23 protein-coding genes are annotated in these 21,071 nt (G+C 65.1%); 8 read left to right on the top strand and 15 right to left on the bottom strand.

Going from position 1 to position 21,071, the window contains the following annotated elements; all coding sequences use genetic code 11:
- Positions 1-307: 307 nt before the first annotated feature.
- The 4 genes from G513_RS0115290 to G513_RS0115275 all read right to left on the bottom strand — a co-directional run bounded on the left by G513_RS0115290 (position 308) and on the right by G513_RS0115275 (position 2,892).
- Entirely contained in the window at positions 308-586 is a 279-nt protein-coding gene (locus G513_RS0115290) for a hypothetical protein (RefSeq protein WP_022977730.1), read from the bottom strand.
- Between the two features lie 108 nt (positions 587-694).
- Positions 695-1,729, bottom strand: coding sequence for a DUF475 domain-containing protein (locus G513_RS0115285; RefSeq protein WP_022977729.1), 1,035 nt, complete (start codon positions 1,727-1,729; stop codon positions 695-697).
- Positions 1,730-1,845: 116 nt separating this feature from the next.
- Positions 1,846-2,343, bottom strand: a complete 498-nt coding sequence (rraA, locus tag G513_RS0115280; RefSeq protein ID WP_022977728.1) for a ribonuclease E activity regulator RraA — start codon at positions 2,341-2,343, stop codon at positions 1,846-1,848.
- Positions 2,344-2,382: 39 nt separating this feature from the next.
- The gene (locus tag G513_RS0115275) at positions 2,383-2,892 is read right to left on the bottom strand and encodes a disulfide bond formation protein B (RefSeq protein ID WP_022977727.1); all 510 of its coding nucleotides are present in this window, start codon (positions 2,890-2,892) and stop codon (positions 2,383-2,385) included.
- Positions 2,893-3,325: 433 nt separating this feature from the next.
- Between G513_RS0115275 and G513_RS0115270 the strand changes: the two genes are divergently transcribed.
- Both G513_RS0115270 and G513_RS0115265 read left to right on the top strand, forming a co-directional pair.
- Positions 3,326-4,300 carry a quinone oxidoreductase family protein gene (locus G513_RS0115270; protein WP_022977726.1) on the top strand — a complete coding sequence of 325 codons (975 nt, stop codon included), beginning with the start codon at positions 3,326-3,328 and terminating at the stop codon, positions 4,298-4,300.
- Between the two features lie 158 nt (positions 4,301-4,458).
- Positions 4,459-4,992 carry a hypothetical protein gene (locus tag G513_RS0115265; protein ID WP_022977725.1) on the top strand — a complete coding sequence of 178 codons (534 nt, stop codon included), beginning with the start codon at positions 4,459-4,461 and terminating at the stop codon, positions 4,990-4,992.
- Between the two features lie 46 nt (positions 4,993-5,038).
- On the opposite strand, the gene G513_RS0115260 is transcribed toward G513_RS0115265, so the two are convergent.
- The 3 genes from G513_RS0115260 to G513_RS0115250 all read right to left on the bottom strand — a co-directional run bounded on the left by G513_RS0115260 (position 5,039) and on the right by G513_RS0115250 (position 7,476).
- A complete protein-coding gene (locus G513_RS0115260) occupies positions 5,039-5,467 on the bottom strand; it encodes a hypothetical protein (RefSeq protein ID WP_022977724.1) in 429 nt (142 codons plus the stop codon).
- Between the two features lie 92 nt (positions 5,468-5,559).
- Positions 5,560-6,066, bottom strand: a complete 507-nt coding sequence (locus G513_RS0115255; protein WP_028475604.1) for a GNAT family N-acetyltransferase — start codon at positions 6,064-6,066, stop codon at positions 5,560-5,562.
- 9 nt (positions 6,067-6,075) lie between these two features.
- Complete coding sequence (locus G513_RS0115250; RefSeq protein WP_022977722.1) at positions 6,076-7,476, bottom strand: class II fumarate hydratase; 1,401 nt, start codon at positions 7,474-7,476, stop codon at positions 6,076-6,078.
- A gap of 137 nt (positions 7,477-7,613) precedes the next feature.
- On the opposite strand from G513_RS0115250, the gene purB reads away from it, so the two are divergent.
- Entirely contained in the window at positions 7,614-8,987 is a 1,374-nt protein-coding gene (gene purB, locus G513_RS0115245; protein ID WP_022977721.1) for an adenylosuccinate lyase, read from the top strand.
- Positions 8,988-9,091: 104 nt separating this feature from the next.
- The gene (locus G513_RS0115240; protein ID WP_156891704.1) at positions 9,092-9,511 is read left to right on the top strand and encodes a hypothetical protein; all 420 of its coding nucleotides are present in this window, start codon (positions 9,092-9,094) and stop codon (positions 9,509-9,511) included.
- A 6-nt stretch (positions 9,512-9,517) separates the two neighbouring features.
- On the opposite strand, the gene G513_RS0115235 is transcribed toward G513_RS0115240, so the two are convergent.
- The 7 genes from G513_RS0115235 to G513_RS0115205 form a co-directional block, all read right to left on the bottom strand.
- The gene (locus G513_RS0115235) at positions 9,518-9,967 is read right to left on the bottom strand and encodes an acyl-CoA thioesterase (protein WP_022977719.1); all 450 of its coding nucleotides are present in this window, start codon (positions 9,965-9,967) and stop codon (positions 9,518-9,520) included.
- Positions 9,964-10,179: a DUF1289 domain-containing protein gene (locus tag G513_RS23370; RefSeq protein ID WP_051144463.1), complete on the bottom strand. Its 216-nt coding sequence runs from the start codon at positions 10,177-10,179 to the stop codon at positions 9,964-9,966. Before G513_RS23370 ends, G513_RS0115235 begins: the two co-directional genes overlap by 4 nt.
- Before the next feature lie 32 nt (positions 10,180-10,211).
- Positions 10,212-11,438, bottom strand: coding sequence for an OmpA family protein (locus G513_RS25075; protein WP_022977717.1), 1,227 nt, complete (start codon positions 11,436-11,438; stop codon positions 10,212-10,214).
- 65 nt (positions 11,439-11,503) lie between these two features.
- Positions 11,504-12,529, bottom strand: a complete 1,026-nt coding sequence (locus tag G513_RS0115220; protein ID WP_022977716.1) for a quinone-dependent dihydroorotate dehydrogenase — start codon at positions 12,527-12,529, stop codon at positions 11,504-11,506.
- Between the two features lie 62 nt (positions 12,530-12,591).
- Positions 12,592-14,739, bottom strand: a complete 2,148-nt coding sequence (locus tag G513_RS23360) for an ABC1 kinase family protein (protein WP_022977715.1) — start codon at positions 14,737-14,739, stop codon at positions 12,592-12,594.
- Positions 14,736-15,344 (bottom strand): GTP cyclohydrolase II, encoded by a 609-nt coding sequence (ribA, locus tag G513_RS0115210; RefSeq protein WP_022977714.1) that lies wholly within the window; start codon positions 15,342-15,344, stop codon positions 14,736-14,738. Before ribA ends, G513_RS23360 begins: the two co-directional genes overlap by 4 nt.
- Positions 15,345-15,360: 16 nt before the next feature.
- The gene (locus G513_RS0115205) at positions 15,361-16,785 is read right to left on the bottom strand and encodes a 3-oxoacyl-ACP reductase (protein ID WP_022977713.1); all 1,425 of its coding nucleotides are present in this window, start codon (positions 16,783-16,785) and stop codon (positions 15,361-15,363) included.
- 333 nt (positions 16,786-17,118) lie between these two features.
- On the opposite strand from G513_RS0115205, the gene G513_RS0115200 reads away from it, so the two are divergent.
- From G513_RS0115200 to G513_RS0115190, 3 genes are all read left to right on the top strand, one after another.
- Positions 17,119-17,391, top strand: a complete 273-nt coding sequence (locus G513_RS0115200) for a hypothetical protein (protein WP_022977712.1) — start codon at positions 17,119-17,121, stop codon at positions 17,389-17,391.
- Between the two features lie 220 nt (positions 17,392-17,611).
- Positions 17,612-18,709 carry a hypothetical protein gene (locus G513_RS0115195; protein WP_022977711.1) on the top strand — a complete coding sequence of 366 codons (1,098 nt, stop codon included), beginning with the start codon at positions 17,612-17,614 and terminating at the stop codon, positions 18,707-18,709.
- Positions 18,710-18,711: 2 nt separating this feature from the next.
- Positions 18,712-19,416 carry a histidine phosphatase family protein gene (locus G513_RS0115190; protein ID WP_022977710.1) on the top strand — a complete coding sequence of 235 codons (705 nt, stop codon included), beginning with the start codon at positions 18,712-18,714 and terminating at the stop codon, positions 19,414-19,416.
- Between the two features lie 52 nt (positions 19,417-19,468).
- Here G513_RS0115190 and G513_RS0115185 read toward each other — a convergent pair whose 3' ends face one another.
- Positions 19,469-20,698 carry a saccharopine dehydrogenase family protein gene (locus tag G513_RS0115185; RefSeq protein ID WP_022977709.1) on the bottom strand — a complete coding sequence of 410 codons (1,230 nt, stop codon included), beginning with the start codon at positions 20,696-20,698 and terminating at the stop codon, positions 19,469-19,471.
- A 165-nt stretch (positions 20,699-20,863) separates the two neighbouring features.
- On the opposite strand from G513_RS0115185, the gene G513_RS23355 reads away from it, so the two are divergent.
- Positions 20,864-21,055, top strand: coding sequence for an oxidoreductase-like domain-containing protein (locus tag G513_RS23355; protein ID WP_211219683.1), 192 nt, complete (start codon positions 20,864-20,866; stop codon positions 21,053-21,055).
- Positions 21,056-21,071 lie beyond the last annotated feature (16 nt).

Genomic DNA, 21,071 nt, shown 5'->3' with positions numbered 1-21,071 from the left:
AGCGCTGCCAGGCCATGGATGGCCTGTCGGCGCGGTGCCCCGGAGAGCGCGAGAAGCACAGGGAACCGACTCGCGCCTCTTCTTCTCGCGAGTCGGCGGCATGCCGCGGGGCGCATTCCTTTGGTTACTTTCCTTGGGCGTTCAAGGAAAGTGACCCGCGCGGAAGCGCGGAATAGTTCGGTGAAGTCAGCAAACAAAACCGCAGGCCGATCAAGTCCGAAAGCACATCAATCGAACCGGAATCAAATCCGTCAGGATGCGCGATGAAGCCGCTTTCCCGACCTACACGGGCTGACCGTAAGCCACTCTAGCCCGCCTGCTGCTTCGGCCGAATCGACAACCTCACTTCCGACGGCCGCCCCCCGAGATACCAGAACTCGTACTGCCGCCACGACGCCTGCGGATCATGCGAGGTCAGCACGATCAGATCCGAACGGTGCCGGGTGATCAGCAGAATGGTCGCCTCGGTCTGTGGGCTGCGGTCCGGGGACAGCCATTTATCCGCCAGTTTGGTGACCAGCAAGGTCAGCCTTGCGCCGAGGTCGCAGGGCACGTCGCGTTTGAGGGTGATCGCAAGCTGCTTCATGACAATAGATTCCGGAATCTACCCGCCTGAACTCTATCCTCGCGTATCCAGCGCCCTGGCGTCACGCCATCTGGCAGGCAACTGCCATACGGCGGAAAGTAATCTCTCTTACGGCCTCGAATCCAGCGCCTGTTGGCGCTTGTTGTAGCGGATCGAGCTCCAGACCGATGCGCCGATGAACGCGATACCGAGCAACCCGGTGACCACTTCCGGCACATGGACGACGGTGCCGGCGATCATGATCACCGCCAGCATGCCGATCGCATAATGCGCGCCATGTTCGAGGAACACGTATTCGTCGAGCGTGCCCTTGTTGACCAGATACACCGTCATCGAACGCACGAACATGGCGCCGATGGCGAGACCGAGCATGATGATGACCACGTCGCGGGTGATCGCGAAGGCGCCGATGACGCCGTCGAACGAGAACGACGCGTCGAGCACTTCCAGGTACATGAACGCGGCGAGGCCGCTGCGCTTGACGCCGCTGGCGACCGCTTCGCCCGGCTCGCCGAACAGGCTGCCCAGGGCATCGACGCCGATGTAGAGGATGACGCCAGCCAGGCCGGCCACCAGCACGTCGTCCTCGACGACATCGGGCAGGAACCAGCGGGTGCCGAACAGGGTGACCAGCGAGACCAGCACGGCAACGCTTTCGATGCGGCCGAGGCTGGCCAGCCAGCGTTCGCTGCTGCCCAGCCAGTACAGCTGGCGCTTGTCGTTGAACAGGAAGTTCAGGAACACCAGCAGCAGGAACATGCCGCCGAACGCTGCGATCGCAGGATAGGCGTGGCCGAGCACGGCGCTGTATTCGTCCGGGTTGTTCAGGGCCATGTCGACGACCGGCCAGACGCCGAGGCCGGTGGCCACCGCGACGATGACGATCGGGAACACCAGGCGCATGCCGAACACGGCGATCAGGATGCCAACGGTCAGGAACAGGCGTCGCCAGTAGGCGTTCATGTCCTTCAGCACGCCGGCGTTGACCACGGCGTTGTCGAACGACAGCGACACTTCCAGCACCGCCAGCACGATGGTCAGCCACAGCGCCGTGGCCAGACCGACTTCGGTCTGATAGCCCCAGACGCCAGCGGCGATCAGACAGATCGCGCTGACCAGGAAGGAGATGCGGAAATCACGCACAGCAGGTCTCGCAGGTAATGGCCGAGGGCAGCGCCCGCAACGGCGACACCGGCAGTGTGACCTTGCGCGTTGCCGCCAACCGGCGCGAGCCGGCCGGACGGAGCCTCATGTCGTGCTCAGCGGCTGTGAACCGGCTGATCGGTGACGACGATGCCGTCGGCATCGGCATACAGGTAGGCGCCCGGCTTGAAGCGGACCCCGGCGAATTCGAGCAGCTTGTCCTCGACTGCCGAATGCAGGCCCTTCTCGCTCTTGCGCGGATGAGTGCCGAGGGCCTTGACGCCGATGTTCTGATCCGAAATCTCGATCGAATCGCGGATGTAACCGTAGACGACGATGCCGGCCCAGCCGTTCTTGACGCCAAGCACGCCCAGATTGCCGCCGACCAGCGCGCAACGCGGCGAACCACCGCCATCGACGACCAGCACCCGGCCCTTGCCCGGCGTTTCGAGCACGGCGCGCACCTGGGCGTTGTCCTCGAACACTTTGAGCGTCTTGATCGGGCCGTGGAAATCGAGCTTGCCGCCGAAATCGGCGAACACCGGCTCGGCCACCTGGGCGTCGGGATGGGCGTCGGAAACATCCGTCGTGGCGATCATCTGGGTCTTGGACATGCGAATTAAGCTCGGCTCAGAAAGTATTGGGGAAAGGGATCAGGCAAAGATCGAATGGCGGCGCGCCAGGCTTGGCAGCAGCAGCGCGTACAGGCTCAGGAAGATGAACAGGACCAGGGTCCAGCCCGGCAGGCTGATGCCGAGAAAGGCGGCATCGATCTTCGCGCAGTTGCCATCGCCCTTCAGCACCATCTGCACGACTTCGGCGACCGGCAGCATGCCGAGCAGATAGTCCAGGGTCGGGCCGCAGGCCGGCGCTTCACCGGGCGGCAAGCCTTGCAGCCAGACGTGGCGTGCGGCGATGCCGGCACCGGCCAGAGCGCCGAGCAGCGCCAGGATCGACCAGATGCGGCGACCACGTCCCGTCGGGGCGTGAATCGCCGCCCCGAGGAAGCAGAGGCCAGCAGCAGCCATCGCAACGCGCTGGAAGATGCACATCGGGCAAGGCTCCAGCCCGAAACCGTGCTGCAGCACCAGGGCGAAGGCCAAGCCTGAAACGCAGAGCAGGAAACCCACCAAGCTCAGGCGACGAAAACTGAAACGGGTCATCGGATTCCGGATCGAGGTTGCAAAGTTAGGACCGCGATGAGGTCCATGCGTTCGGCTGAGGATCGTGATGAGGACGACTGCGATGCTGTGTCCGATGCATCCGAACCGCTCGAAGCCTGCCTGCACGCCATTACACTGCAGCTTCACTTGAGCCCCATTCTAGGGTCTGTACGCATTATTTGGGTCGCTGCGGCGGAGATCATTTCTGCGCAGTGCAACGAACGAGGAGCGGTCAATGGCCGACTCATTGACGCGACGAGTAAGGCAGCAATGCGCAGAAATGATCCCGCCCCGAAGGGTTGCGGCCAAAAATTCGCCATGCCGCGTTGCGAGCCTTGAGAATAGAACGACTATTCTCTGCGGCTCGCGCCTCGCCTGGCGAATTTTTGACTCGCAACGCAGTGATCCAATTAATGCGTACAGACCCTTCCTCATGAGCCTGAGCATCCGCATTCGCCAGCACGGCGGCCCCGAAGTTCTCGAAACCTTCGACGAGACCTTGCCACCGCCCGGTGTCGGCGAAGTGCAGCTGCGCCACACGGCGATCGGCCTGAACTTCATCGATACCTACTTTCGCGCCGGCGTCTACAAGGCGCCGCTGCCGCATGGCCTGGGCCAGGAAGCGGCTGGCGTGATCACCGCAGTCGGCCCCGAGGTGAGCGGCTTCGCGGTCGGAGATCGCGTGGCCTACGGCACCGGGCCGCTCGGCGCTTACTGCGAACTGCGCAACTTCGCGGCAGCACGGCTGGTGAAGGTGCCGGACACGGTCAGCGATGAAGCCGCCGCGGCGCTGATGTTGAAAGGCATGACGGCCTACTACCTGCTGCATCTGACGCACGCCGTGCAGGCCGGCGAAACTTTGCTGGTGCATGCGGCGGCCGGCGGCGTCGGCTCGGCGCTGGTGCCCTGGGCAAAGAAGCTGGGGGCGCGCGTGATCGGCACCGTCGGCTCGGCGGACAAGGCGGTGCTGGCGAAAGCCGCCGGCTGCGACGAGGTGATCCTCTATCGCGAACAGGACGTGGCCGGCGAAGTGCGCCGCCTGACCGATGGCCGCGGCGTCGATGTCGTCTATGACTCGGTCGGCAAGGACACCTTCACAGGCTCGCTCGATTCGCTGAGAACGCGCGGGCTGTTCGTATCGTTCGGCAACGCCTCCGGCAAGGCCGCGCCGTTCGAGCCGGTGCTGCTCGCCGAGAAGGGTTCGCTGTACTTCACCAGGCCTACGCTCGCTCACTACACCAACTCGCGCGCCGAACTGGATGCGGCAGCCAACGCGCTGTTCGAAGCGATTGCCAGCCGTGTGATCGAACCGCAGATCAAGCAGCGCTATCCATTGCGCGATGCCGCCCAGGCGCAGGCCGCACTGGAATCACGGCAGACCAGTGGCGCGACGGTGCTCACCGTCTGAGCTGTCTGGATAGCGGGGACGATGACCGTTTGTGACGACGAGATTAAATCGTCCAAGCGTTGCAACCGGATGCAGGGGCTGGCGCATCGAAGGTGCAGGAAGCAAAGAACCGGATCACCGGCGGCTTCCTCACTCGCCCCCATTCCGGAGAGACACCGATGAACAGCCTGACCCCGCTCAGCCGTCCGTTTGCCCTGTTGCTCACTGCCACCGCCTGCCTTGCCGCGATTCCTGCCGCGCAAGCTGACGCCACGCTGCTGGCCGCCTCGAACTACACCGAAACCGCCGATGGCTCGCTGCTGCTGAAGAGCGAACCGGTCCGCCTGAGCCATGACAACTCGGCCGTGGCCAGTAATTGCATCAGCGTGCGCGGCAATGTCGGCATGCGTCAGCGTGACATGGCCATGTTGGTCAACAACTGCGCGTACGCGGTGAAGGTGTCGTACTGCATCGACGCCGAACAGGGCGCTGCCAAGCGCTGCGACGCCATCGGTCGTCGCGGCTTCGAATCGGTGGAGATTGCCGCCGGCTCACGCCTGGCACTGAATGGCTTTGCGCCAGTCGACGCCGACATCAGCTGGGTGGCTTGCAAGGCCAGCGACTCGACCTACAGCACCCTGATCAACAAGGGCACGCGCGGCGAATGCCTGGTCGAACAGGGCCCGACGACGATCGCGACGATCCAGCCCTGAGCGCAGCACCGGGGCCGGGCACTGTGCTCTGCCCCGGTGTGCTGGCTCAGGACACCAGCCGCCGCTCTGCCGTCAATTCGTAAAGGCCCTTGGCGATCAGCGGCTGACCGGCTTCATCGCAGTGATAGGGATCGAGATACTTGTTCCGCACCGGATCGAAGACGAAGTTCAGATCCAGCCATTCGACGAGCTTGACGATCGTCGGCCCATCGCCCTTGCGGATCACCACATAGTCGACTGCGCCGTGCGTCGCCGCGCGGAACATCAGGTCGATCGTGTGGCTGCCATCCTTGCCTTCGGCGAACACCCAGCCGCCTTCGTCGTAACGGCTCCAGCGCAGCTGCGTGGCGAACAGATTGCGGATCGCAACGGCCAGCACCTCGACCGTGCCGAGCGGCTCGAAATGCGGGTTCTGCCAGGTGTTAAACGCGCCGAACTGCGGCCGCGCCCGGTACAGCATGTATTCGCTGGTCATCGTTGTGCCGCGATCGTTTCTTGGAGCAGGGCCCGAAGTCTATCGCTTGCAATTCAGCGGATCACGGAAGCATTCGGCTTCTGCATCAAACGCTAGGCTCGCGCCGCGAAAGCCTGATGGTAGGAAACCGTCACCGAAGGCAGTTGGCCACTGAACACGATGGCCTGGAAATACTCCGCTGGAACATCCGGCAGGACCAATGACGGCTCTGCCCTGAAGCCGAAGCGCGCGTAGTAGCGCGGATCTCCCAGCACCACGCAGCCGGCAGCGCCCAATGCACGCAATTCCGCGAGCGCCCGCGTCATCAATTGACTGCCGATACCCCGCCCCTGATGCCCGGGCACTACCGATATCGGCCCCAATCCATACCAGCGGCTTGCACCATCGGAAAGGACGACCGGCGACACCGCGACATGCCCGATGACGGCACCATCATCGTCGGCGACCAGCGAGATCGTCAGTTGACCCGCCTTGCGAAGCGCATCGACGATGAACTGCTCGGTGTGGTCGGTGTGCGCCGCTTGGAGAAAAGCGGCGATGGTGACGGCTTCGATGGCGGCGATGTCCCGCGCAGCTTCGTTACGGATTTCGATACTCATCAACCGCACTCAACCACCCGCCCCACCCGGCCCCTTGATGCCACCCTCGGTAAGAGACGCAGGATCGAGCAACGCCCGCAGTTCGTCCTCGCTCAAACCCGTCTGCTCCAGCGCCACCTCGAGCAACGGCCGCTTTTCGCGATACGCCTGCTTGGCGATGGCAGCGCCTTTCTCGTAGCCGATCACCGCATTCAGCGCAGTGACCAGGATCGGATTGCGCGAAAGTGATTCGGCGATGCGCGCTTCGTCGACTTCAAAGCCGGCAATCGCCTTGTCGCCAAGCAGCCGCGCCGCATTGGCGAGCAGGCCGATCGACTGCAACAGATCGTGGGCGATCAGCGGCAGCATGACGTTGAGCTGGAAGCTGCCGCTCTGGCCGGCGATGGTGATGGTCGTATCGTTGCCGATGACCTTGGCGCAGACCATCGCCACTGCTTCCGGAATCACCGGATTGACCTTGCCCGGCATGATGCTGGAACCCGGCTGCAAGGCCGGCAGGCGGATCTCGCCAAGGCCGGCGAGTGGCCCGGAGTTCATCCAGCGCAGATCGTTGGCGATCTTGGTCAGGCTCACGGCCAGGGTCTTCAGCTGGCCGGACAGTTCCACCGCCGTGTCCTGCGTCGCCATCGCCGTGAACAGGTTCGGCGCCGGCACGAAGGCCACCGCGCAGCGCTTGGCCAGGCGCTTGGCGAACTTGGCGGCGAACTTCGGATGGGCGTTGATGCCGGTGCCGACCGCAGTGCCGCCCTGTGCGAGCCGCTGCAGGCGCGGCAGCACCGCCTTGATCCGCGCGCTGCCGTCGCGGATCTGGCTGGCCCAGGCGCCGAGTTCCTGATCGAAGCGCAGCGGCATCGCGTCCATCAGATGCGTGCGGCCGGTCTTGGTGACACCGCGGAGCGCTTTGGCCTTGCGCTCGATCTGCTTCGCCAGCTGCTTGCAGGCCGGCAGCAGGTCTTCTCGCACCGCGAGCGTGGCGGCGACGTGGATCGCGGCCGGAATGGTGTCGTTCGAGGATTGACCGAGGTTGACCTGATCGTTCGGATGCACGGCGACATCGAGCACCGAGCCGGCCAGATGGGCGATGACCTCGTTGGCGTTCATGTTGCTCGAGGTGCCCGAGCCGGTCTGGAAGATGTCGATCGGGAACTGCGCGTCATGACGCCCGGCAGCCACTTCGAGGCTGGCGGCGACGATCGCCTGGGCAACGGCGCCATCGAGCAGACCCAGCTCGGCGTTGACTTCGGCGGCCGTGGCCTTGATCAGGCCCAGTGCGCGGATAAAGCCGCGCGGCATCTTCAAACCGGAGATCGGGAAGTTGTCGACGGCGCGCTGGGTCTGCGCGCCCCACAGGGCCTCCGCCGGCACCCGGACCTCGCCCATGCTGTCATGCTCGATGCGCGACTTCGCCATGCGGATACTTCCGGTTTAGACAGTCGCGCCGGAGGCTCGCGTAAAATCCCGCCTGCCGCAAGCCGGCCGCCCGATCTCCCAGGCCGCAGCCGGCCCCGCCGCCGGCCCCTTTCGCTTCAATCCCCGACGAGTCCCGAATGAATCTCAGCAGTCTGACCGCCATCTCACCGATCGACGGCCGCTACGCCGACAAGACCCAGGGCCTGCGCCTGATCTTCAGCGAGTACGGCCTGATCCGTTACCGGGTCGAGGTCGAAGTGCGCTGGCTGCAGGCGCTGGCCGCCCATCCGGGCATCCCGGAAGTGCCGGCGCTGTCCGCTTCCGCCCAGGCCCGCCTGACCGAAATCTGCGATGGCCTCGATGTCACCGAAGCGGCCAAGGTCAAGGCACTGGAAAAGACCACCAATCACGATGTGAAGGCGGTCGAGTACTACCTGAAGCAGCAGGTTGCCGGCCATGCCGAACTGTCGGCGATCAGCGAGTTCATCCATTTCGCCTGCACCAGCGAGGACATCAACAACCTCGCCTATGCGCTGATGCTGCGTGACGCCCGCGAGCTGGTGCTGATGCCGGCGCTCGACAAGCTGATCGACACGCTGACCAAGATTTCCCACAAGTACGGCGAGCTGCCGATGCTGGCCCGCACCCACGGTCAGCCGGCCAGCCCGACAACCCTGGGCAAGGAGATCGCGGTGTTCGCCCATCGCCTGATCATCGAGCGCAACCAGCTGGCTACTGTTGCCTTGTTCGGCAAGGCCAATGGCGCGGTCGGCAATTACAACGCGCACACCATCGCCTATCCGGAAGTCGACTGGCCGGCGCTGTCGGAAGCGCTGATCGAAGGCATGGGCCTGGTCCAGAACCCGTACACCACGCAGATCGAGAACCACGATTTCGTCGCCCGCTACTTCCACGCGCTGATGCGTGCGAACACGATCCTGATCGACTTCTCGCGGGACGTCTGGAACTACATTTCGGTGGGCTACTTCAAGCAGCGCACGGTCGAAGGCGAAGTCGGTTCGTCGACCATGCCGCACAAGGTCAATCCGATCGATTTCGAGAACGCCGAAGGCAATCTCGGCATCGCCAACGCGGTGCTCGATCACCTGACCCAGAAACTGCCGATCTCGCGCCTGCAGCGCGATCTCACCGATTCCACCGTGCTGCGCAATCTCGGCGTCGGCGTCGCCCATTCGATCATCGCCTTCCAGGCTCTGGAAAAGGGCTTGTCCAAGCTCGATGCCGATCCGGCGAAGCTGGCCGCCGATCTCGACGACAACTGGGAAGTCCTGGGCGAAGCGATCCAGACCGTGATGCGCCGCTACGGCCTGCCGGAACCCTACGAGCAGCTGAAGAAGCTGACCCGCGGCCAGCGACTGAATGGCGCGGCGATTCGCGCCTTCGTCGAAGCGCTGGAACTGCCGGCCGATGCGAAGGCGCGGTTGCTGGCGCTGACACCGGGCAGCTATACCGGCAATGCAGCCGAACAGGCGCGCAACCTTACGCCCTGATTGGCGCTCTGCGACCATGTGGCCGGCGTCGCGAACCGCGATGCCAGCCACGCGGTCTCAGAACCGGAAGCACCCACCTCATTCGTTCCAGGATGTCGACGCTCATGCTCGCCAAACGCTCGTTCCGATTGCCGCTGCTGCTGTCCGCCTCCGTGCTGCTCGCCGCCTGCAGTTCGCCAGCGTCGCGTATCGACGACAAGAAGTCGGTTTACGAAAGCTATCCGCCCGAGGTGCAGCAGAAGCTGGCGGCCGGTCAGGTCGACATCGGCTATACCAAAGAGCAGGCGCAGATCGCACTCGGTGAGCCGCGTCGCCGCTTCAACCGGACCACGGCCACCGGCAGCGAGGAAGTCTGGAGCTACAGCACCCGCACCGGCCCGTCGTTCGGCTTCGGCCTGGGAGGCGGTTCGGGCAATGTCGGCGGCGGCATCGGCCTGAGCACTTACGGCAACAATGCCGATGAAAAGATGCGCGTGGTGTTCGTCGACGGCAAGGTCACGGCGATCGAGGAGATCGTCAAATAAGGGCGCCTACTCTTCCGGCGCCACCGCTTCGCGGGCACGGATCGCGGCGCGGATGTGCTCCGGCACCGGCATCGCCTTCTGGTTGACGTAGTCGAACCAGACCAGCACGCCGCGCACCGCGGCCATCAACTGATCGCCGACGAACAAGCCGCTCAGCGTGTTCATGCTGCTGCGGCCGATCTTCGTCACCCGCGTGCCGACGGTGAGCTGCGCCGGGTAATGCACCTGCTGGATGAAGTCGGCGCCGATCGACGCCAGGATCAGACCGTAGTCCTTCCACATGCGCGGATCGTCGACCCCGAACGGCTCGAAATAGGCGATGCGGCTTGACTCGTCGTAGGTGAAGTACTTGGCGTTGTTGACGTGGCCCAACATGTCGACATCGCCCCAACGCACGTCCAGCGACAGGCGATGGCGGAAGTCATCGAGTCGGATGTCGCGATTGTTCTGGCTCACGACAGCGCCCTTGGATTGACCTGAAGACGCCCCTGGGATTGGACGATCGCGGCCAGCCGCAGCCGTGCGTTCTCTACCATCACCAGCCGGCGCGGATTAGCGGCCTTCGACCACTCGGCAATTTCGGCGATCGACCGGCCGCAGCCGATGCACACCGACTGGGTGTCGAGCTTGCAGGTGCCGATGCAGGGCGAGGCGATGTCGTCAGTCATGCGCCATTGTTCCAGATCGATCTGCGGCCGGCTCACTCCAGCACGATGCGGAAGTCGACCCGGCGATTCAGCGCGCGGCCGGCTTCATCGTCGTTCGAGGCGATCGGCTGTTCCTGTCCGTAGCCGGTGGTGCTCAGCAGATTGCCGGCCACGCCCTTGCTGATCAGGTATTCGCGTACCGCGGCAGCGCGCTGCTTGGACAAGGTCATGTTGAAGGCGGGGCTGCCGACATTGTCGGTATGGCCGGCGATCTCGGCCTTGATGTTGCCCTGGCCGGACAGCGCGCGGGCGAAGCCATCGAGCACGTTGGTCGCCTGGCCAGTCAGCACGGCCGACGCGGTTTCGAAGGTGACCGACTGCAGGCTGATGGTCTGCTCGACCGCGCAGCCCTGGCCGTCGACGGCGAGGCCGGCGGCGGTGTTCGGGCACTGGTCGCCGATATCGGGCACGCCGTCATGGTCGGCATCGCCGTTGTCGACCGCGCAGCCGACTTCGTTGACCACGGTGCCGGCAACGGTATCCGGGCACTGATCCTTGGCGTCCTGCACGCCATCGTGATCGGAATCGGCAAGGCAATCCTGACGGCCGGTGACCGGATCGACCACCGCCACGGCGCAATCGGCTGGCGGCGGCGCAGGCTTGCGGCTATGGCCGAACGACAGCGGGATATGCAGGCCGACCAGCGCCTGGAAATCGACCAGGAAGTTTTCGTTCGCCGGTGCCGAGTCCTTGGCGTTGTATTGCACCAGGCCCTTGACCTCGGTGCGCAGTCCCCAGCCCCAATCCCAGGAACCGAAGCGCAGCGGTATCAGCAGGCCAGTACCGATATTGATGGCCGGATGGAAATGGCTATCGCCGCGCACGTCTTCGAGCACGGCGCCACCGCCGGTCAGCACATAGGGCTTGAAGCGCGGCAGCAACGGTGTGGCGAACTCATACATGCCGAAATCGCGTACGTAGTTGAGCATCAGCGCGTTCAGATAGTCCTTGCGGCCATCGAGATCACGCTTGCGCCCCACGCCGAGGAACGACAGTTCCAGCGAGCTGTTGTCGTTGTACGCCCAGCCCGCCGTGCCCTGGAAACCGTAACCGTTCTTCGATTCGCGCTGACCGTCGCCGATCTCGTAGGCGCCGAAGGCACCGAGGTAAAACTCCTTCTCGCCTTGCTGATCGCCGGCGGAAAGCGCCATCGCCTGCGGTGCTGCCAGAACAACGGCGCAGCCGAGCAGGGACAGCCAATTGCGGATTTGCGTAGTCATGCGGAGGGCTCAGTCCTGATTTTTGCGGTTGCGGAGTGTAGCGAAACGAGGCGGCGCGCTGCCGCTCAGGCAGACGGTGCGGCACGCAGGGCCCGCGCGCATTCCGGCACCAGCGCCGGACCTCGGTAGATCAGGCCGGTGTAGATCTGCACGAGGTCGGCACCAGCCGCGCGCTTGGCAGCGGCATCGGCGCCGGACATCACGCCGCCGACGCCGATCAGGGGAAAGTCCGGCCCGACCCGTTCGCGCAGCTGGGCGAGGATCGCGTTCGATGCCTTCAGCAGCGGCGCGCCGGACAGACCGCCGGTCTCGTGGGCATGCGGTAGACCGGCGACCGCTTCGCGCGCGATCGTCGTGTTGGTGGCGATCAGGCCGTCGATGCCGTGACGGCGCGCGGCATCGGCGATGCCGATCAGTGCTTCTTCGTCGATGTCCGGTGCGATCTTGACCAGGATCGGCCGGCGCACACCGTAGCGGGCGGTCAGCTGTTCGCGGGCATCGCCGAGCGCGGACAGCAGCGAATCGAAGCGGCTGGCCTGCTGCAGTTCGCGCAGACCCTTGGTATTCGGCGAAGAGATGTTGACGGTGATGTAGTCGGCCACCGCGTAGACCTTGTGCAGGCAGGCCAGATAGTCGAGTTCGGCCTGCTCCATCGGCGTATCGGCGTTCTTGCCGATGTTGATGCCGAGCACCGCGCGGCGGCGAATGCGGGCAGTGCGCTTGACCAGCGCATCGACGCCCTGGTTGTTGAAGCCCAGGCGGTTGATCAGCGCCCGTTCCGACGGCAGTCGGAACATCCGCGGCCGTGGATTGCCGGGCTGCGGCCGCGGCGTCACGGTGCCGACTTCGATGAAGCCGAAGCCCATGCGATCGAAGGCTTCGATCGCTTCGCCGTTCTTGTCGAGCCCGGCGGCGAGGCCGATGCGGTTGCGGAAATCCAGGCCCATCAAGCGGGTCGGATCGTCGACGATGCGACCGGACAGCAGACCACCGGATGCGGGATGGCGCGACAGCATCGCCATGGTGAATTCGTGGGAGCGTTCGGCATCGAGCGCGAACAGCGCGCGCCGGGCCAGTCGGTAACCTTTCATCTGGAAATCAAACCTGCGGAAGCAAAGGGAAATCGGGAAATGTCGGACGGGTCCAAACGGCGCTAGTTATCTGCGCTCAGCACACCCGGCGGCGGGCCGATGCGTGGCCGCAGCGGCGTCATCATCGGCACCGGCACTTTCGGCAGCCGATCCGGACTGCGCTTGAAGCGCCATGGCAGCTCGCGCAAGCCCTGGCGCAGCACGTCGCGACCGAGGGTGAACGGCAGGCGGGCGGCAACCCTGGCGAGATCGCCGAACAGCGTGCGTCGGCTATCGCCTTCGTACAGCGTGCCGTAGCTGCCGACCAGCGCCATCAGCGCCCGCGACAGATGCAGGAAATCACGACGCAGCACCAGGCCCGCCTGCTGGGTGTTGGCCATCAGCTGCAGCACGGTCTGGCCGCGGCGATGCAGCCCGGCGATGCCGCCGGCGCGCAACTCGCGGATGAAGCTGCGCGGCGTCAGCGGCGTGACGCCTTTCTTGCGCAAGGTGTCGTCGAGCAACTGGCGAATCTCGTGCCAGCGCATGCGGTTGTCTTCGGGGTGCGTCGAGATCTGAATCAGCGCGTCAGTGAGCAGCGCGGTGTCGGCGAGGATCGCGCCGGCCAGGTAATCCCAGACCGGCCGCCACTTGCCATTGAGATCGACGACGTTGCCCCAGTCGATCAGGTTCAGGCGGCCATCGGCGCCAACCATCAGGTTGCCCGGATGGAGATCACCATGCACTTCGCGATAGACGAAGGCGTGGTAGAGCACGGTGCAGGTCAGCTGCTCGATGACCTTGCCCTGGAACGCCCGGCGATCGCGGCGCGGCAGGCGGTTCAGCGCCCGGCCGAGGCTCAGCGCATCACCGAGATATTCCATTTCCAGGATCCGTCGCGAGCTGCCGTACAGCTCCGGCACCCGCCACAGATCGGTACCGCGCAGGCTGCGCTGGTAAAAACGTTGGTGGTTGGCGGCCTCGGCTTCGAAATCGAGTTCTTCGATGAAGCCGGCAACGAACTCGTCGACCTGCTCCTGCATCGCGCGCAGGAACGGCGCCAGGCGCGAATGCGGCGCCCAGTACTGGGTCGACATGATCGCCAGACCGAGCACCATCTTGCCGATCGCGAACTCGCGGTCGATGTTGTGGCGGCCGACCTTGATGATCACCGGCCGCAGCACTTCGCGGCCGTCCTCAAGGAACGGCTTCTTGGCCAGATAGACCGAGCCGATCGAGCCGGACTTCAGCGGCTTGTCGGCCTCGAAGCCGAGGTAGAACTTCTCCGGCGGCTTGCCGTAGCACTCGACGAACGCGGCGCGCACTTCATCGGCGGTCATCGGCGCCACGTCTTCGTGGAACACCATCAGCTCGCGGGCAATTTCCTCAGGCAGGAAATCGGCGTTGGCGGCGGCGACCTGGGCCATCTTGACGAAGAACGGCCCGAACTCGTTGACCATCCGGGCAATGATCTGCGCCTGCGCCTTGTAATCCTTCGGATCGGCGGCGAAGAACGGCTTGATGTAGCGCAGCGCGCGGATCTGCCGGCGAACGATCGCGGCATCGGCCTTCACTTGTGCTGCGCGCTTCAGCAGCTCATTGAGCTGCCACTGATTGAAGCGCCGGCCGGCCTTCAGCAGGTTGACGATTTCCAGCAGCAGCGGCTCATAGGTGCGCAGCACCAGCCGCACCATGTCCAGACTCATCTCGCCGAGACCCTTCAGCTCCGGCGCTTCGAACAGCTCGTTGAAGAAATTCCAGAACTCGTTGATCAGCGCGTCCGGCACCGGCATCGGGCTGCGCGCTACGGCCTGTTCGACGACGAAGCGGATCAGATCTTCGGTCGACTGCTGATCGGGAATCAGCCGGCGACGGCGCAGCGCCTGGGTCAGGCGGCCGGTGTGCTTGAGCAGCGGGTGGATATAGAGCGCTTCGAAGATGCGATCGATCGCCGCTTCCAGGTCTTCGTGCGAGCTGTCCTGCTCATCGGTCAGCATGGCGATCAGCGGCGCGAAGCCGCGGGTCAGGCGCACCGTGGAAATGCCCAAGGTGGCGATCTCGCGAACCACGCCGCGCACCTGAGTGGTGATCGGCACCGATGCCGGCGATTTTTCCGGAATCGAATCCGGTCTTGCTTCGAGGCTGGGCGCAAGCAGCGGCGCTGGTACGACCGCCGGACCGGACGACTTGACCGGCTTGGGCGGAAGCGCTGGCGTGCCGCGCTCGCTCACGACTCGCCCTTGGCTCCGATCAGATGACCCATGCGGCTCATCTTGGTATCGAGGTAGCCCTCGTTGTACGGATTGCGGCCGCGTTCGATGCCGACCCGTTCGGTGACCTGAACGCCGTCCTTGACCAGGGCATCGAGCTTGGCCGGATTGTTGGTCATCAGCCGGATGCGGCACAGGCCGATGTCGCGCAGGATGGCCACGGCCAGGCTGTAGTCGCGGTCATCGGCCGGGAAACCGAGCTGATGATTGGCGTCGACGGTGTCCGCGCCTTCGTCCTGCAGCGCATAGGCGCGCACCTTGTTGGCCAGGCCGATGCCCCGGCCTTCCTGGCGCAGATAAAGCAGCACGCCACGGCCATCGGCCGCGATCTTTTCCAGCGCTGCGCGCAGCTGGAAGCCGCAGTCGCAGCGCAGGCTGAACAGCGCATCGCCGGTCAGACATTCGGAATGCACGCGCACCAGCGGCGCCGGGCCGTCGGTGGCGGTGAGATCACCGAGCGTCAGCGCCAGATGCTCCTTGCCATCGGCGGAGCGATAGGCGCGCATCGTGAACACGGCGAACGGGGTCGGCAGCTTCGCCGTGGCGATCAGCTTCGGTTGCGGCATGGTGGTTTCAGGAGAGTCAGGCGCCAACGAAATTCTGGCCGCAGACGCGAAGCGTACGACCATTGACGGCCGCTGCCATCGGGCTGGCCAGAAAAGTCACCGCTTCGGCGATGTCGATCGGCAGTCCGCCCTGGCCCAGCGAGGCCAGACGGCGGCCGACTTCACGCGGGCCGGTGGGCATCTGGGCGGTCATCGCGGTCTCGATGAAACCCGGTGCCACGGCATTGATCGCCCCACCCCGGCTGGCCATCTGCGCGGCCATCGCTTCGACATAGCCCATGACGCCGGCCTTGGTCGCGCCGTAGTTGGTCTGGCCGGCATTGCCGGCGATGCCACCGATCGACGAGATGCAGACCATCCGCGCGCCATCGTTCAGGCCCTGCTTCAGCAACGCCTCGTTGATGCGCAGGATGGCCGCGAAATTGACGTCGATGACCATGTCCCAGAGATGCGGGGCCATGTTCTTGAGCATCTTGTCGCGGGTGATGCCGGCGTTGTGGACGACAATGTCGACGCCGCCGAAGCGCGCCGTCACTTCCTCGGCGATGCGCTGCGGCGCATCGGCGGCGGTGATGTCCAGCGCCAGGCCGTAGCCGTCAAACTTCGACAGGGTTTCGCCCAGCGCACCTTCTTCCTGCGGCCGGTCGATGCCGACCACCTTGGCGCCTTCACGAGCCAGGGTTGCAGCAATCGCCGCGCCGATGCCGCGCGCAGCACCGGTGACGATCGCCACCTTGCCAGCCAGCGGCTGCTGGAACTGGTGACCGACCTCGGCCGGAGGCGCGCTCAGCGGCAGGGTCTGGCCGGTGATGTACGCCGAATGCGGGCTCAGGAAGAAACGCAGCGGGCCAGCCAACGCCTCGTCGGCGCCGGGGGCGACTTCGAGCAGGTTGGCAGTTGCGCCCTTCTTGCCGATTTCCTTGGCGAACGAGCGGACGAAACCGCGCAGTCCCTGCAGCGCGGCCTGGGCGGCCGGCGTCACGGCGGCGGATGGCGCGCGGCTCAGGATCAGCACCCGGCCGTTGGCCGGGATGCGGCCGACTCGCGGCTGCATGAAGTCATACAACTCGCGCAGACGCGCCGGGCCGTCGACACCGCTGGCATCGAACACGAAGGCAAAGGCGGCCGCGGCACGATCTTCGGGATTCGGCTCGGTCTTCAGCGCCACGCCAGTCTCGGCAGCCGCAGTCTTCAGCCGGGCGAGGCCGACATGTCCGGGGGCGATCTGTACGGTGGCGCCAGCTTCGTTCAACGCGGCGAGCAGCGGGGCCGCGAGATCGCCGGCCGTGGTGCCGCCCAGCATCACGGCCTGGCCGCCGAGCGGACGGGTGGCGTAGGCAGCGTCAGCCCGCTTCAGGCGGGGCGGGCTGGGCAGGCCCAGCAGGCCGCTCAAGGACTTGCCGAACGCGGAGTTGGTGAACTCGAGATACCGATCGCTCATGAATGCTCCATCAAACCGGCCGTGAAGCCGACCATCAAACAGGATTTGTCCGTCGAATCTGCGTTGGCCGGGTAGGCCGGAAGGCGATGCCAGGCGGGCATTATCGCAGCGCATCAAGAGCAGCGTCGGCCGATTTCGGATTTCAGTCAACAAGTGTTTCTTTTTGACAGTTGCTTTTCCCCGGGGCCGCAGCTGTCATTACTGCAGCAAAGGCAGTGGATTTCACCTGATTGACGCTGCCGCCCGCCTTTGCGCATAGTCCGGGCAGCGCCGGGCCATCCTGAATGAAGCCCTGCCGTAGAAGAAAAACAGCTTCGAGGGGAGTACTGACTAATGAACAAGACCATGATCCTGGTCGCGGTATCGCTTGCGTCCGTCGCAGCTGCGGCCGGACTGATGAGCCAGGTAAGAGTCGCATCGGCTGCTGTCGTGCCAGCCAGTTCGCCGGCCGTTGTGCAGATCGAGCCGGTTGCCGAAGCACCTCCGATGAGCCGTCGCGAACGCATGGCCCGTATCGTTGCCGAGCAGGCCGCGATCACCGCCGAAGCGACTGCCCGCACGGCACTTGCCCGCAAGGCCGCCGAGCGGGACACCGCCTCGCGATGAGGTAGGCGCCTATGGCCTGATCCGCTGACGGCCATAGTCATTTCGCATAAACTCCAATGGCTTTCAGGGCCAATAGGACGCTTTTGCTGCAACGTCTGGTTGCCAATTGGCACGCGGTCTGCGGCAACTTTGATCAGTAACCGACAGGCGTGACCAGCGCCTCACGAAATCAACAAAAACGCGAGCGGAAACGATCCGCCCGCTTCACTCGGGGTTTGCAATGAAACTCAGCCGCGTTGTCCTCATCGTTGTCATCACTGCCGTCGTCGTCTATTTCGGACTCAACATGATGCTGCCGCGTGGCAGCAAGACCGCCGCACCGGAATCCGCCGCCACCGGCGAAACGGTCACCGAAACACCCGCCGCGACTGAGGGCACCGCTGAAGGCAGCAACACGGCTGCCGCGACCGAAACGCCGGCTGCCGCCAGCGAAGCCGCGCCTGAATCGGCTCCGGAGTCAGCTCCGGCCCCAGAGTCGACTGAAACCGCCGCCAGCGAGCCAGCTCCGGCTCCGGAAGCGCCGACCGAAGTCGCGCCGGCTCCGGCCCCGTCGTCCGAAGCACCGGCCGAGTCCTACACCGCTCTGGCGCCGGCGACGGCCGTTGCCCCGATCACCACCAATCTGCCGAAGATGTCTGACGCGGACGCCCGGAAGATCGCCGAGAACATCGGCCGTGACGAAGGCACGCAGGTCGCGGTGACCCCCGTGGCCCCGGCGACAGGCGGCGACAACTCCTCGTTGAGCGAAGAGGAAGCCCGCAAGATTGCCGAGAACGTGGCCAGCGAAGTCGCCTCGCGCGTTGCCGGTGAATCGGCTGCCCCCGCTGCCAGCGAACCGGCCGCCGCGCCTGCCCCGAAGGCTGCCAAGCCGAAGCCGGCGCCGAAGCCCGACGTGGTTGCCTCGGCACCGAGCAGCGATGCGCCGAAAGCCACCAGCAAGCCGGCTGCCAAGCGTCCCGTCGCCCGTCCGAAGACTGGCAACGGTTCCGACGTGATCTCCAGCTGGTGGTCGAAGACCGGCACCCAGGCTTCGAGCAATCTCAGCCTGGTCTATGCAGGCGAAGCTTCGTCGGAAAAGGCCGTGGTGCTGATGTTCAACAATGCAGTCGACCCGACGGCGGCCAGCAGCCACATCAAGCTGGTCGATTCGCGCGGCAAGACGCCGACCGGTACCTGGTCGGCCGGCAACAATCCGCGCGTGCTGGCGTTCAAGGGCGTGGCCCCGGGCCGCTACACGGTGATCCTGCGCCCGGAACTGCCGGACAGCAGCGGCAAGACGCTGGGTGACGAGCTGGTCGGCCCGGTCTACGTCCACTAAACATGACTACCGTCGTCCTGGTCCGTCACGGCCAGGCTTCGTTCGGGGAAGCCAACTACGATCGTCTGTCGCTCCTCGGTGAGCGGCAGGCGGTCGCCCTTGGCAGCCACTGGAAGATCGGCGGTTTCAGCGCCGATCGCGCCTATAGCGGCTCGCTGCAGCGTCAGCGCAAGACCGGCGAGCAGGCGCTCGCGGTGATCGGCGACAAGGCCCCTGCGGCCTTGCATACCGATCCAGCCTTCAACGAGTTCAACCACACGCAGCTGATCCGCGCCTACCTGCCGCTGATCGCCGATCAGCACCCGGAACTGGCGGACGATCCGCATCTGGCGATGCGGGACCAGGCCGTGTTCCGGCCGGTGTTCAACACCGTCGTCGGCGCCTGGATGCAGGGTCTGGCACCGTCGATCCCGATCGACGAAACCTGGATGGCTTTCTCCAATCGCTGCGTGGCCGGCCTGCGTCGCGCAGCGGAAGGGGCCGAACGTCTGGTGGTGTTCACTTCCGGTGGCGTGATCACCGCGGTGATGCGCGAGGCGCTGGGCCTCGACAACCCGACCTCGCTCAACCTGGTCTGGAAGATCTGGAACGCTTCAGTGCACGAGTTCCACATCCACCCGGAAAGCGGCAGCCTGGCGCTGGCCGGCTTCAACGATATCTCGCACCTGCGCCTGCAGCGGGACGCCGCGATCATCACCCGCATCTGAAGCTGCGCAGGATCGGCGCGGCGAGAAGCCGTGCCGATTCCGTTCAGAGTTTCTAGAGCGCTTCGAAAGTCAGTCCGGCATGCGCCTTCAGACGCTCGATCAGGCGATCGCCCATCGCCGTCGCCGGCGTCCAGAAGCCGCCTTTGACTTCATCGCGAGGCACATCGAAAGCCAGGCAGGCGACAGCCTCGCCGAGCATCTTGGCGGTCGAGCCATAGCCCGGATCGCGATCACCCGTGAGCTTGCAGCGCAGGCTGTCGCCAGCCGCCGTCTTGCCGATGAAGCGCAGATCGTAGAAGCCTTTTTCCTGCGCTTCCGGCGTCGGGCCTTCGCCCGGCTTCGGCAGCACATGGCGTTCGAGCAGCGCGCGCGTCGGCTTCAGCGCCCCCGCCAGCACGAAGCCGCCCAGCCCGGCGGTGATGCCCCAGGCGGTTGCCCTGCCCTTCAGACCGCTGCCGGTCATCATTGCTTCGTCATAGCGGAAATCCGCGCCGTAAGCCTGGCCGGACAAACCGTTCGAGCGATGGACGATGCGGGTGTTGATCGCCGCCATCACGAACGGCGCGATCCAGCTGCGCGCGTCCTCGTCGTACTCGGCCAAGGTCACATCCGGCTGGCGCGGCCGCGGCGCAGCGCTCGGCGGCGTGATCGAGTATGGGTCGCCCAGCTCCTTGCGCAGGCTCGGGTCTTCGCCGACTTCCTTCAGCACGTTCATCAGGCTGGCGACCGTGCCGCCGGAAAAACCACCGCGGAAGGCCTTGATGCGCAGCTTCACTCGCTGCGCCGGCACGCCGAACTTCGCGAGCGCCTGGGCCTGCAGGAAATGCACGCCGAGATCGGAGGGAATCGAGTCGAAGCCGCAGCAATGGACGATGCGTGCGCCGCTCTTCTTCGCAGTCGCTTCATGGGCGGTGATCATCCGGCGGATCCACTGCACTTCGCCGGTCAGATCGCAGTAATCAGTACCGGTTTCGGCGCAGACCTTGACCAGCGGCGAGCCGTAGAAGGCATACGGGCCGACGGTCGACACCACCACGCGGGTGGTGCTGCACAGCTCGCGCAGCGCGATTTCGTCGGCAGCGTCGCAGACGATCATCGGCAGGCTGCGGCCATCGGAACCCAGCGACTGGCGAACTTGATCGAGCTTGGCCGTCGAGCGTCCGGCGATCGCCCACTTCACCTCGCCGCCGATACCGTGGCGCTGATACAGATAGCGGGTCAGCAGCTGGCCGACGAAGCTGGTGGCGCCGAAGACGACGAAATGATGGCTTTGCTGAGGCATTCGGACACTCTCGGGAAAAACGATGAAGCTGGCAGCTTAGCCGCAATTGCCAGCGCTGCCGGTGACGCGAAAGTGCCTTGCCGTCAGCCCCTCCGGCCGGCACAGTGCGCGGGACTCGCCCCTGCTTGACGCTGTGTCCAGCGTCCCGTCAACTCCATGCCGCCGATGAACGCCGAAGCCCTGCCGAACCTGCCTCCGAAACCGGAGCGCCCGCTCGATGGCGACTGCTGCGACAACGGCTGCGAGGTCTGCGTATTCACCGCCTACGCGGAAGACCTGCGCCGCTGGCAGGAAGCGGTCATCGCCATCACCGCGGAAGCGCGTGCCGCCACAGCGGATGCTGACATCCGGAAGTAAACGAACAACAAGCGAA

The sequence above is a fragment of the Nevskia ramosa DSM 11499 genome (assembly GCF_000420645.1).
Lineage (GTDB): Bacteria > Pseudomonadota > Gammaproteobacteria > Nevskiales > Nevskiaceae > Nevskia > Nevskia ramosa.
The sequence above is the reverse complement of the archived record's forward strand: the minus strand, read 5'-3'. Positions and strand labels throughout refer to the sequence as shown.